Origin of the sequence: Singulisphaera acidiphila DSM 18658, assembly GCF_000242455.2 — a bacterium.
Classification (GTDB): domain Bacteria; phylum Planctomycetota; class Planctomycetia; order Isosphaerales; family Isosphaeraceae; genus Singulisphaera; species Singulisphaera acidiphila.
This window is the reverse complement of sequence record NC_019892.1, coordinates 4,508,317-4,520,942: the sequence shown is the minus strand read 5'-3', so window position 1 is coordinate 4,520,942 and position 12,626 is coordinate 4,508,317. Positions and strand designations below refer to the sequence as shown.

Genomic DNA, 12,626 nt, shown 5'->3' with positions numbered 1-12,626 from the left:
CTGATGTAAACGCTTTTCGTCCGGGTGGCCGGGGCCCGTCTTCGGACCCTGGTCTTCTCTTCTGGCCCTCACGCCAGGGTCCAAGAAGATGGACCCACCCCGACCGATCTCCCGGAGTGAGCCCGGGCTAACCCAAGATTGAGCCCTCTCTCCATGCCTGATTCCGATATCAAGAAGATTGCGTTCGTCGGTGATTACCTCCCTCGGAAGTGCGGCATCGCCACTTTTACACACGACATGCATGCCTCGGTGGCCGGCCAATTCCCGGACGCCGAGTGCTTCGTGGTGCCGGTCAACGATCACCCCGAGGGGTACGATTATCCGCCGGAGGTTCGCTTCGAGATCGACGAGCAGGATCTGAACAGCTATCTGAGGGCGGCCGACTTCCTCAATTTCGCGAACACGGACGTCGTCTGTCTTCAGCACGAGTACGGGATCTACGGGGGGCCGGCCGGCAGCCACATCCTCGGCCTACTGCGCGACCTGCGGATGCCGATCGTCACGACTTTGCACACCGTCCTGAGCGACCCCAACGCCGACCAGCGCCGGGTCTTGATGCGCCTGGTGAACCTGTCCAGCCGCGTCGTGGTGATGACCGAACGCGCCCGGACGTTTCTCCAGGAGATTTACAGCATCCCCGAGGCCAAGATCGACCTCATCGCGCACGGCATCCCCGACACGCCGTTTGTCGACCCGAACCCATATAAGGATCAGTTCGGCGTCGAAGGGCGACTGGTCGCGCTCACGTTCGGGCTGCTTTCGCCCAACAAGGGCATTGAGCATATGCTCCGGGCCGTGCCCGAGATTCTCAAGCAGTTCCCCAACTTCGTCTACATCGTTCTGGGGGCGACCCACCCGGACCTGGTCCGCGAGCACGGCGAACGCTATCGGTTGAGCCTGGAGCGGCTGGCCCGAGACCTGGGTATCAAGAATCATGTGATTTTTTATAATCGATTCGTCGAACTCAACCAGTTGACCGAGTTCATTCGGGCAGCGGACGTCTACGTGACCCCGTACCTGAACCCCGCGCAGATTACCTCGGGCACCTTGGCCTACTCGTTCGGCTGCGGCAAGGCGATCGTCTCAACGCCGTACTGGCACGCCGAGGAACTGCTGGCCGAGGGCCGTGGGGTGATCGTGCCGTTTGCCGATCCGCAGTCGCTGGCGAAGGAGATTTGCGGGCTGCTGCGCGACGACTCGCGACGACTCGCGATGTGTAAGCATGCTTATGAGCTGGGCCGGGAGATGATCTGGGAGCGATCGGCTCACCATTACATGGAGTCGTTCCAGCGGGCGCGTCACGGACGCCAGGATCAGCCCTTCAGGCCCTTGACGGTTCGGACGCTGGCCGAGCAGCAGTCCGAGCGGCCTCTCTGGCGGCTCGACCACCTGTCTCGGATGACCGACTCGACCGGAATGTTTCAGCATGCGACCTACACCATCCCCAACTTCGCCGAGGGGTACTGCACCGACGATAACGCGCGCGCCCTCTTGCTGACCGTGCTTCTGGAAGAACTGGGCTACGACGGGCTCGAGGTCAGGCGGATCGCCACGACCACGGCGGCCTTTCTTCAGGCGGCCTTCGATCACGAGCGGAAACGGTTCCGCAACTTCATGAGCTTCGACCGCCAGTGGCTGGAGAAGGTGGGGTCGGAGGATTCCCACGGGCGGGCCGTCTGGGCGCTGGGCGTCTGCGTCGGCCGTTCGCGGCGGTCCGACCTGCCGGCCTGGGCCGCTTCCCACTTCGAGCTTGCCCTGCCCCCGTTGCCGGAGATGACCTCGCCGCGCGCCTGGGCCTTCGGGCTGTTGGGCATCCATGAGTACCTCGCCCGATTCAGCGGCGATCGTGTCGCCGGCCAGATCCGCGATGCGCTGACAACCTTGCTCGTGGACTTGTACGACCGCACGGCCACGTCCGACTGGCCCTGGTTCGAGGAGATCCTGGCCTACGACAATGCCCGCCTGCCGCACGCTTTGATTGCCGGCGGCCGTGACGGCGGCAACCCGCGTGCCTTGGAGATCGGCCTGCGCGCCCTAACCTGGCTGGTCGAAGTCCAGCGCGCCCCACAAGGCCATTTCCGGGCGATCGGCTGCCACGGCTTCTACCGCAAGGGGCAGACGCCGGCCCGGTTTGACCAGCAGCCGATCGAGGCCGCCGCGACGGTCGCCGCCTGCCTGGAGGCGTACCGGGCCACCCAGGAACCCCACTGGGTGAACGAGGCCCGCTCCTCCTTCGAGTGGTTTCTCGGTCGCAATGACCTGGGCCAGGAACTGTACGACCCGGCGACCGGCGGCTGTTGCGACGGCCTTCAGGAGGATCGGATCAATCGGAACCAGGGGGCCGAGTCCACGCTCGCCTTCCTCCTGTCCCTCGCCGAGATGAACCTCCTGGAAAGTTCTCTAGCAGCATTTCGCCAGGCGCGGTAGTGTCCAAGCTTATCCAGGGAGGGATCGAAAGGCCGTCACTCCTCGAAGCGAGGTCGCTAGTCCACCAACATGGACGTTAAACGCACCGGGATTATCCTCAAACCGTCCAACTCACGGGTCGTTATCCGGCCGTTTGAGGTCGCCAACGAGAGCCGGATCGAGAAGATCATCGCCCGCGTCTCGTCCCTCACCGAGCCTGAGGTCGAGGCCGTGCTGTTGAACGTGCGACAGGAGTTCCACGAGCGCCACCAGCGCACTCGGGAATTCTTGGCTCACCGTTTCGAGCAGGTCCGGCCCTACGTACTCACCGATAAGCCGCTGAGCGAGAGTCGTCGCCTGCTGATCGGCGCTTACTTCACCCAGGAATATGCCCTGGAATCGGCCGCGCTGTTCAACCCGTCGATGGTTTTGCACCCCGACCAGTCGGCCTTGCCTGAGGGGTGGTGCCGGTTCATCCTCAGCCTGCGGGCCACCGGCGAGGGCCATATCTCGTCGATCACGTTCCGCTCCGGAGTGCTCGACGCCGAGAACCGGATCCGGATGGACGAGCCGACCCGGTTCGTCGAGGCCCCTGAGATGGTGCCCAACGCCCTCTACGAGAAGGCCCTCTTCTACCGCAAGCTCATCGAGCTCGGGATCAACGGCCCCCTGACCGACCAGGTGATGGCTGTACTGGGCGACCAGTTCACGCTCAACGAGCTGGAACACACGACCCAGAATGTGGCACGGCATAACCGGGCACGCCAGCGTGAGTTCGAGCCGATCGCTCAGACCATGATCATGTTGGCCAAATCCAATTACGAGATCCGCTTCAGCCCTGACCTCGACGTCTCCGAACGGATCATCTTCCCGTCGTCCCCCACCGAGACCAACGGGATCGAAGACGCCCGATTCGTCAAATTCACCCACGACAGCGGCCGGGTCTGCTACTACGCCACCTACACGGCGTACGACGGCCGGGTGACCCTCCCCCAGATGCTCGAGACTGAAGACTTCCTCCACTTCAAAGTGGGGACCCTGAACGGGACGGAGATCCGGAACAAGGGGTTTGCCCTGTTCCCGCGCATGATCAACGGTCAATATGCGATGCTCTCCCGCCAGGACAACGAGAACATCTACCTGATGTACTCCGACATGCTCCACTTCTGGTATACCAAGCAGCTCGTCGCCAGGCCGACCTATTCCTGGGAGTTCGTCCAGCTTGGTAACTGCGGCTCGCCGATCGAGACCGAGGCCGGCTGGCTGGTCCTGACCCACGGCGTCGGCCCGATGCGCAAGTACGCCATGGGCGCTATGCTGCTTGACCTCAACGACCCCACGCGCGTGATCGGCCGGCTCGCAACCCCCCTCCTGGAACCGAACGCCAACGAACGCGAAGGCTACGTGCCGAACGTCGTTTACAGTTGCGGCGCTCTGCCGCACGGCCGCGAGTTGATCATCCCGTACGCTATGTCCGACTACGCCAGCACGTTCGCCACTGTCGCGATCGACGACGTACTCAACGCCATGACCCGACCCTGATCGACCGGCCCAGACCGGTGGTTTGAGGAGCGATCTCGAACTGTTACGACAAGACCATTTTGAATCCCCCTCAATCAAGACCCGTGGGTGTTCTAGGTATCAAAGTCTATGCGGCCACTGATGCCCTTCGCTATAATCAGGTCGAAGGTTGAGTCGCACGGCCGGCTTTGGCCGTCATTCAAAAAGGGGTGATTGCGAGTCTGAGGGATTGTCAGGGGGGCAACGGAATGACGGCCGGTTTCGGTGGGGCATTGCCCGGTCGACATTGAGGACTTGCCGGATGCACCGCTGAGTGTCCTTGGGCACGGCCCAGCAGACATTGAGTTGCCTCTTTCCATGCGGCACAGATCCAATGGATCGGGACTGTGCGCTCATTGCAGGCACACTTCCATGACGCGATTCGAGAAATACCGGCGCAATGCCGTCGCTCAACTGATTGGGCTCCGAGAAAATAACGACGACGTGATGAGGGGCTTGGAAACCGAGCGTGCGGCTTTGTTGAGCCGAGGCTGTCCGATCCATTCTCCGCTCTGGAGAGGATGCGGGCCCATACCGGTGAAGCAAGCGAGTGGCCCCCGGGTTTCGGTGGGCGTGCGCACGCAGCGAAGTCCGTCCTTGGTCCAACAACTGGTCAATGGTGTCGGCTTCAAGGATTCGAAACGACGTTTGCCGTCACGTCAGCGAGCCATCATGTTCAGGAGATCGCGCTCCGCGAATTCGGCGACTGCCGTGAACGTATCCGCAGCGCCATAGTAGACGAGGATCGTCCCCTGGCCTTGGTCCCGGACCAGGCCGGTCGGGAAGACGACGTTAGGCACGAAGCCGGTGACCTCGAAGTCGGCCTCGGGGACGAAGAAAGGCTCCGAGGATCGGCGGCAAACCCTGGCGGGATCGTCCGGGTCGAGGAGAAGGAGCCCGCCGAAGTAGGCGCCAACCTCGCCGGGTTGGGTCGGTTGCCGGTTCCCGTGATAGATCTCGAGCCAACCGTCCTGGACCCGGATCGGTGGGGCACCGGCTCCCACCCGGCCGGCTTGCCATGCGCCTCCGCCCTCGGCGCCGGCAACGGCGAGGGGGGCATGCGCTCCCCAATGGATCAGGTCGGGCGAGCGGGCGGCCCAGATCTCCGGCCGGGTGAACGGAGTCCCGCAGACCGGCCGGTGGAGCGCGGCATAGCTCCCCCCGAGCTTCTCCGGGAAGAGGACCACGTCCTTGTTCTCGGGGCAGAAGATGACCCCGTGCCGCGCGAACGAGCGGAAGTCGACCGTGGACGCCAGCGCCGTCGCAGGGCCATGCCGCGACACGGATACATAAGTAAAGTAGTATCGGCCGTCCAGCGGGGTGATCCGCGGGTCTTCGACTCCGAATTCCTCGAGCTCGGTTTGCGGGCGGAACGTGGCGTCGCTGATTTCCCGGACCGCACGTCCGTCCCCACAGCGGACGACTCTCAGGTGTGAGGTGAACGTGAGCCGGACCAGGCCGTCCGCCTTGAACTTGACGACGCGTGGATCGATCGGGATCAGTTCCTCGTCGGGAATCCAGTCGACCGTCAATTCGCCGGCCGAGTCCCACCTTGGCAGGCCGGTGAACCCTGGGCGTTGCTCGCGAGGCCGCTCGGCCACCCGGACTAGGAGGACGACCTCGTCCCCCGCCTGGACGGCCCCGGGATTGAAGGCGCCGACGACTTCGAAATCGGGGCGGGACGGGGGCAGATCCTCGGGCCGGAGCAGGAGTCGGGTCAACAGCCGTGGGACGGTCATCGGCCGCTCTCCTCCGGACGAGGTTGATGATGAGCATGAGCCAGCGCATCGGCCGCGCAGGCCGTCACGAGCGAATCCCGGCCGTTGGCCTCGGTCACGACTCGCTGGTGGTTGCGGTCCCGGATCCAGGCGACCTGGTCCGCCATCATGGCCCGGAGCAGTTTGCTGTAGAGCGGTGACTTGGCCTGACCGTCCCCGAACGAGAGCTCGATCTTCTGGTAGACGTCGTACTCGTGGCCTCGGCCTCGGCAACTCCGATCCTTGCCGCCGTAGGGCTCGACCACGTCGAGCCGAGCCCCAGGGAGCAAGTCGCTCAATTCACGGGTCTGCCGCTCATCCATCACGGCGCGAATCAGGAGTCGAGTCGGCACCCAGTCATGGAGCGTGATATCTCCGCGCTCGAATACGAGCCGAAGTTCCTGCCGATCCATTCGCCCGGTTTGGTGAAAGCCGTGATAGAAGTTGACCCAGGGGACGTCGCCATAGCGGACCGTGCACTGGACATGCTCCTCGATCGCGGTCCCCGGCCGAGTCCCGACTTGCGCGGCCTCGACTCGTCCTGACCCGAGCCAGCCGGCGAACATGTCGAAGAAGTGGACCCCATGCTCGATGAAGATCCCGCCGCTCTTGCTCGGGTCCCAGAACCAGTGACTGGCCGGCAAGTTTTCGTCCGAGGCGTAGTTCTCGAACGTCCCGTGGAGCACTTCGCCGAGCATCTGCCCTTGGATCAGCCGGGATACGGTCGCAAAGAGCGGGTTATACCGTTGCATCAGGTTGGCGACCAGGAGCCGGTCCCGCTGCCGGGCCTTGGCGACCAACTCGTCGGCCTGGGCGACGGTCATCGCCAGCGGCTTTTCAACGATCACGTGCTTGCCCGCCTCCAGCGCGGCCATCGCCTGGGCGTGGTGGAGGAACGGCGGGGTTGCAATGTAGACGAGGTCCACGTCGTCCCGCCGGAACAGTTTTTCCAGGTCGTCATCGTTCTCGACCCCGAACCGCGCCGCCGCGGCCAGGGCCGCCGGCCGGTGGGTGCCGGCCATGGCGACGAACTTGACCCCGGGCACCTGCGTGAATTGCTGGAGCGCAAACAGGCCGAACCCGCCGCAGCCGATCACGCCCAAACCAATGAGCTTGTCGTCCATGGATCCTGCCTTTTTTATTCTTGGGAGATGATGCATGTATGCTTGGGTGCCAGAGGCGAGCGTAAGCTCCTTGGCTTTACGTTGTCAGTCAAAGGCTAAAGACAGGGAGCTTACGCTCCCCGCTCGCCTCAAAGGGAACTCAGAGGCCACCGCGGCCAACTTGATTATTGGTTCAGCCGACGATCCCCCTCAGGTCAGGTTGTCCGGCCATCAATCCAGGTGTAAGGCGTCGGTGGGGCCTGGTTGATTCGCTCCGCGATCCCGTCGGCCGCGTGTTCATAACGTTCCGGTTGCCGACAGAGATAGTCCTGGGCCCGGGCCGCCTGCCCGGTGAGCGAGCGATGCGTGACGCCCCAACTCTGGTTCAGGTGCTCGATAATTTGGGCGTAGTCTCGGACCGTGTAGGCCCCCACGCGCTGGGTGACCGTTGCGAAGTGGTCGTAGAGGTCGGGATCCTTGCCGTCGCCCATCAGGCGCCCGGGCATGGCGATGAGTCCCTTGAGGACCGCTCGGTAGGCGAGTGTCCCCCCTTCGGGATCGCGTTCCATGATCTCGCCGACGACGCGCGTGTAGAAGGTCTCGTGGCGTGCTTCGTCCCCCGCGATTCGCCGGCAGATCTTCGAGAGCTTCTCGTCCCCTTGCGCGGCTGCGAGCTTGCCGACGTTCATGTGGGTGATGCGGGTCGCCCGTTCCTGGAACGCGGCGTAGATCAGGCCGGAATAACCGTCGTCCTTGCTGCGGGGGTTGAAACCGTTTTTGAGCAGGTGGTGGATGGTGCGTTCGACCGCACGCATGTTTACCCTCCCCGTGAGCCGCAGGTAGGCGTTGAGCAGGTCGCCGTGGCGGTTCTCCTCGGCCGTCCACCCCCGAAGCCACTTGGCCCAGGGTTCATCGGCGGTCCCGGTGTCGTCTCGGGCGATTCGGGAGAGCGGCAGGGTGTAGTTCGGCAACGCCTCCTCGGTGACCATATTCCCGACCAGGACGACCAGCAACTCGTCGGAGAGCCGTTCGGCCGACTGTCGGAACGCCGCGAGTTGCTCAACCCAATCCTTGGATCGCAGGTCCGGGAGGAAGTCCGTCGGCTGCCACGCCTGGTCCACCGGGGCGAGTAGGGACAGGTTTTCTCCAACGAACCCTTGCAGACTTTCAATCACATCCATGCCGGATCGCCTTCCGTTGGTAGCCCGCATCGCCCGATCCGGGTTGCCGTCCGGCCATTATGTTTGGAGAACTTGCTCTGCGCGCTCTTGGGATTCTACGGGACCCTGCAATGGGCGTCCTTGCCGCTTCGTAAACGTAATTCGTTGCCCCACGTTGAGGATTGGGGCAATTCCCCAGGAAAACAAGCTTTCCCCCTATCCTAGACCAGGCGGATCTCAGTGGGGTGGGATTACGAAATGCAACTCCAAGGGCTCGCGGCACGGGGGTTGCATTCCCCGAAAGACCAATATCCTGTTGTTTTGGATCCACAAATTGATGGTTTGTCCATTTCGTTCAAACGAGTGCGAAAAACCGTCTTGGGAAGTTGAGTCAGCCCACGGACTACCGAAATGAGATCGCCCATGAATGAGGGGGTGATGTTGAGTCGCGCAGAATCTTGCTCGTATCACTGGTAGTCTAGTCAAAAACTATGCCGGACACAATAAAAAAAAGAGCATGAAAATGAATTATTTGTTAATTTTCCGCTTGTCTTGATGACAGCATTGTTATGATGAGTAGTGGGGTGAGGTGACCCGACCGATCGACGATTCGGATTGGGTGGTGGTGCCAATGGCAGAGACGAACCCGAGGAAACCTGGTCGTCCCAAGCGGGTGGGGCCGGCGCGGCAGACGGTTGTGGCTTTGAGGGGCTCGCCGGAATGGAAATTGTGGCTTGACGGCTTCGCCGACCACTGCCGCCTCGGTTTGGCCGACACGATTGAGCAAGCGCTGCTTTGTTACGCCAAGGACCGAGGATTCAGGGGTCCTCCGAAGCGATGACGATGGCGAGAACGCTCGTCCGCGTTGGGTGAGCGAAAAAAAAGGGAGGCGACCGTGGATTCAGACGCCACGGCTCGTCAGTGCATTTCCGCAACTCGAGTGAGTAAGGAGCTTCAAGAGATGAATGCATCATTCCCTAGGCCTGACGATGTGCTGGCCGTTCGAAGTCGCGTAAGCTGGGCCGCCATCGCCGCAGGGGCGATGATCGCCACGGCTGTCTATTTCGTGATGACCCTTCTGGGGGCTGCTCTCGGGCTGGAGGTCGCCGTGCGAGGCGCGACCACGCATTTGGGGGCGGGGGCGGCCGTCTACTCGGTTCTGGCTCTGCTCCTCGCGATGTTCTTTGGCGGATGGACCACGAGCCGGCTGGCCGTTGGCGAGAGCAAGCTGGAGGCCGTCCTCTACGGCATCATCCTTTGGGGGGCGCTCTTCCTCGGCCTCGTCTGGTTGTTCAGCGTTGGGATCCGAACGGGGTTTGGCGCGATGGTCGGCCTTTCTTCGGGAGCCTATTCCCTGGCTGTCGAACGCGATGCGGCCGGTCCGCCGGCTGCTTCCGGCATCGTCGATAGCCTCCGCCGTCGCTACAACACCGAGCTGGGCGGTGAGAAGTTCGTGGCGGATCTTCAGAAGGCCGGGATCAGCGAGGAGCAAGCTAAGAAGGCACAAGTCGAGATCAAGGGCGCTCTTGATCGGCTCAGCAGCGACCCGGCCAGTCTCCCTGACGTGGCACGCGAAGTCGCCAGCCATCGCGAAGTCCGAGAGGCCGCCAGCCAGGCGACGCAGGGGGCGAGGCAGGCCACCTGGTGGACCCTCCTGGGCGTTGTTACTTCAATGGCGATGGCCGTTGTCGGCTCTTTGGTCGGCTCGGGTGAACTGCTCCAACCCGTTCCGATCCTGGGGGTCCACCGTCACGCTCACACGTAACCCCGGCAATCCTCTCCCGCCGTCTTGGGTCGACGTCCGGCTCTTGCGCCGGACGTCGACTGAGGATTGATCCCCCACCCTTCTCTTTCATCTTCTTCCGCTGAGCTTGGCAGGCACCCAGCGTTTTTGATAGGAATCCTTTGTGTGTTATCTTTGGCTCGTATGTTGAATTACGTTGTGGGTTTGGTCGTGTCTGGGGCTTCTGGCCGGGGCTGTCGTTCTGTTCTTTTGGCCGGATCCTTTTCGGGTCATGCTTGGCGGCGCTTGTGAGCGAGGCCGACTCGGGCTGGCCCTGTTCTCTTAAAAACGGACATTTTATGAAAGATTCTGAAATGGCGAATGATTGGCGCGAATGTCTGCGTAAGAAGTTGGAGGCCGACCCGTTGGCCTCGTCCGGGCCGCCGATTGAAGTCACGGGGGTCGTCGGCCCGCTCGACGGCGAGGCCGCTCTTCGTGCGGCGGGGATGGAACTCAAATACAATTCGACGAACTTTCTCGGCCTTGCCCCGCGCCATTTGCGACTCCTCAATTTTGGAACTGCGCCCGTCGTTGGAGGGCAAGTTAAAATGTCCCTCAGGTTTCGCTACTACCGCTCCGGCTCGATCGGCGATGGCGTGAAGCTGGCCGACGAGACGTCGGAGGCGGACTTCAACGAGCTGCCTTGAATGCACCACGGAAAGAATTAGGCAGCACCAAAGTTGCGCAATCTCCGGAGATTTGCCAGATCGGTCTCGCCCGCCTGATCATGAAAACGCGATGATGCCCGTGGATTTAAGCAACTGATTCTTGTTCGGCGCCCCTCTGGCTTTGTGGCAGCCTATGCGACTACACTATTAAGAGACCCATCGCGCACCCCGGCCTCTCGATCCGGACGGATCCTCCGATGCGGAATTCCCAGCGACCTCGACTTCTCCGTGTCCTCCGAGTCAAGGTCCGGCGCGTGCATGCCCGGCTCGATCGCCTGGCGCCTTTCTTGATGCTCTGGGTCCCGTCCTGGGGAACCAGCATCTTGCTCCACGCGGCCGGCTTGCTGCTGCTGGCACTTTATCTCTACGCACATGGCGGAGGACCGAAGGATCTCGAGATTCAGGCCACCATACCATCTCAGCTCACGGAGGACCTTCTCTCGCTGACCCCGTCCGATCACGCAGGCGACCCGTTCACCACCCAGAAGTCGGATGAGACCCCGTCGCTCTCGCTCGAGGCGGCCCCGCCCGACGTCAAAACGATCAACCAGCCGGCGTTGCCGACGCTCACCCAGTTTTCCCCCGAGCTGATGGCCCCCGAGATCCCGACCGAACTGGCCCGCGTGCCGGGTAAAGGCAAGGGGATGGCCATGGCCCTGCATGTGGAAGGCCTCTCCGCGCCGTTCTCGGGGCGGCAAGGGATGAGCCGGGCCCAGCTCGTCCGCAGGGAGGGGGGGACGGTGCGGTCGGAGAAAGCCGTTGAGGATGGCCTCGACTGGCTCGTCCGCCACCAACGGCTCGACGGCGGCTGGAGCTTGAATTTTCATGGGCAGTGCCAGGGGGCCGGCTGCCCCGAGCAGGTCTGCCTCGAGTCGGAAACCGCCGCCACCGGCCTGGCGCTCTTGCCCTTGCTTGGGGCCGGCCACATCCACACGGTCAAGACGCGCTATCAGATGAACGTGCGCAAAGGGCTGGAGTGGCTGGTTCAACACCAGCAGCCGAGCGGCGAGCTGTACATCAACGGTGGAGATACCGCTCGTATGTACAGCCATGCGATCGCCGCGATGGCACTGTGCGAAGCTTATGGGATATCCGGAGAGCCGACGCTCCGTCGCCCGGCGCAGCGAGCCTTGGACTTCGTCATCGCTTCGCAGAACTCACAGGATGGCGGCTGGCGCTACTTCCCCGGGCAATCGGGCGACACTTCGGTCTTCGGCTGGCAGATGTTCGCCCTGCGAAGCGCCCGATTGGCCGGCCTCCAGGTCCCCCGCAACGTCACCAAGGGATGCAAGATCTATCTCGACCTGGCGGCTGTCGACGAATCCAGGACGATGTACGCCTACCGGCCGGGGCGAGGGGCTTCCCCTGTCATGACCGCCGAGGCGCTCCTCACCCGGCAATACCTCGGCTGGCCTCGAGAATTCCCCCCCTTGGTCAAAGGGGTCGCACACGTCGCGGCCGACCTTGAACAATCGGCGGAGCGTAATATCTACTATTGGTATTATGCGACTCAGCTCCTCCACAACATGCAGAACAAGGACTGGCCGCGCTGGAATAGCCGGGTGCGTGACGGCCTGATCTCCATGCAGGTTGGCGGGAATGGCTGCGATCGAGGAAGCTGGGATCCGTTCACCCCCCAGCCCGACCTGTGGGGCCGGAGCGCGGGCCGGCACTTCCTCACGGCGCTCTCGCTCCTGACCCTGGAAGTCTATTACCGCTACCTGCCCCTCTACCAGCCCAGCGATTCGGATAAGGATAAACCCGAGTTGCCTCGGGAGGAGCCGCGGGATCCCGCTGCAAAGCCGGAACCCCTTGTCCTTCCGGTCACTCCCCCTGCGTCATGAAATCACCTGCGTAGGCCTCTTCGGCCAGTGAGGTCCGCCCCTGCCCCCCCTCCGGTTCGTCCGGTTTGAGCAGTGGGACCAGGGCGAGTGAGCGGATCGCCTCCAGGGCATATTCCCAGCGTCCTTCCGCGCACAGTCCCCGGAGTCCGCCGTCTTCATAGGCTTCCAAGGCGGCACGGAGGCAGGCTGAGCGTATCTCCTCGGCAAGTCGCAGATCGCGGTTCTTCAATGCCGTGACCTCCGCGCTAAATCCCAACTCAACGTTCGATGCCAACGAACTTGCCAGATGCGCCACTGAGCCGTTGGTCGCATCAGGCTGTAAACCCGTCTGAGAAGTCTCACTGC

General features: G+C 62.8%; 9 protein-coding genes. 5 read left to right on the top strand and 4 right to left on the bottom strand.

The window, feature by feature from the left end:
- The first annotated feature begins 153 nt into the window (after nucleotides 1-153).
- Together SINAC_RS17755 and SINAC_RS17750 are read left to right on the top strand one after the other, a co-directional pair.
- A complete protein-coding gene (locus tag SINAC_RS17755) occupies nucleotides 154-2,427 on the top strand; it encodes a glycosyltransferase family 4 protein (RefSeq protein WP_015247006.1) in 2,274 nt (757 codons plus the stop codon).
- Between the two features lie 69 nt (nucleotides 2,428-2,496).
- A complete protein-coding gene (locus SINAC_RS17750) occupies nucleotides 2,497-3,948 on the top strand; it encodes a glycoside hydrolase family 130 protein (protein ID WP_015247005.1) in 1,452 nt (483 codons plus the stop codon).
- A 677-nt stretch (nucleotides 3,949-4,625) separates the two neighbouring features.
- On the opposite strand, the gene SINAC_RS17745 is transcribed toward SINAC_RS17750, so the two are convergent.
- From SINAC_RS17745 to SINAC_RS17735, 3 genes are all read right to left on the bottom strand, one after another.
- The gene (locus SINAC_RS17745; RefSeq protein WP_015247004.1) at nucleotides 4,626-5,705 is read right to left on the bottom strand and encodes a glycoside hydrolase family 130 protein; all 1,080 of its coding nucleotides are present in this window, start codon (nucleotides 5,703-5,705) and stop codon (nucleotides 4,626-4,628) included.
- A complete protein-coding gene (locus SINAC_RS17740; RefSeq protein WP_015247003.1) occupies nucleotides 5,702-6,847 on the bottom strand; it encodes a Gfo/Idh/MocA family protein in 1,146 nt (381 codons plus the stop codon). Before SINAC_RS17740 ends, SINAC_RS17745 begins: the two co-directional genes overlap by 4 nt.
- A gap of 194 nt (nucleotides 6,848-7,041) precedes the next feature.
- A complete protein-coding gene (locus SINAC_RS17735) occupies nucleotides 7,042-8,007 on the bottom strand; it encodes an acyl-ACP desaturase (RefSeq protein ID WP_020465965.1) in 966 nt (321 codons plus the stop codon).
- A 940-nt stretch (nucleotides 8,008-8,947) separates the two neighbouring features.
- Here SINAC_RS17735 and SINAC_RS17725 point away from each other — a divergent pair.
- The 3 genes from SINAC_RS17725 to SINAC_RS17715 all read left to right on the top strand — a co-directional run bounded on the left by SINAC_RS17725 (nucleotide 8,948) and on the right by SINAC_RS17715 (nucleotide 12,281).
- Nucleotides 8,948-9,751, top strand: coding sequence for a hypothetical protein (locus SINAC_RS17725; protein WP_015247000.1), 804 nt, complete (start codon nucleotides 8,948-8,950; stop codon nucleotides 9,749-9,751).
- A 332-nt stretch (nucleotides 9,752-10,083) separates the two neighbouring features.
- Nucleotides 10,084-10,416, top strand: a complete 333-nt coding sequence (locus SINAC_RS17720; RefSeq protein WP_020465967.1) for a hypothetical protein — start codon at nucleotides 10,084-10,086, stop codon at nucleotides 10,414-10,416.
- Between the two features lie 218 nt (nucleotides 10,417-10,634).
- The gene (locus tag SINAC_RS17715) at nucleotides 10,635-12,281 is read left to right on the top strand and encodes a prenyltransferase/squalene oxidase repeat-containing protein (RefSeq protein ID WP_015246998.1); all 1,647 of its coding nucleotides are present in this window, start codon (nucleotides 10,635-10,637) and stop codon (nucleotides 12,279-12,281) included.
- On the opposite strand, the gene SINAC_RS17710 is transcribed toward SINAC_RS17715, so the two are convergent.
- Nucleotides 12,262-12,510 carry a hypothetical protein gene (locus tag SINAC_RS17710; protein WP_015246997.1) on the bottom strand — a complete coding sequence of 83 codons (249 nt, stop codon included), beginning with the start codon at nucleotides 12,508-12,510 and terminating at the stop codon, nucleotides 12,262-12,264. The genes SINAC_RS17715 and SINAC_RS17710 overlap by 20 nt on opposite strands.
- Nucleotides 12,511-12,626: the final 116 nt, after the last annotated feature.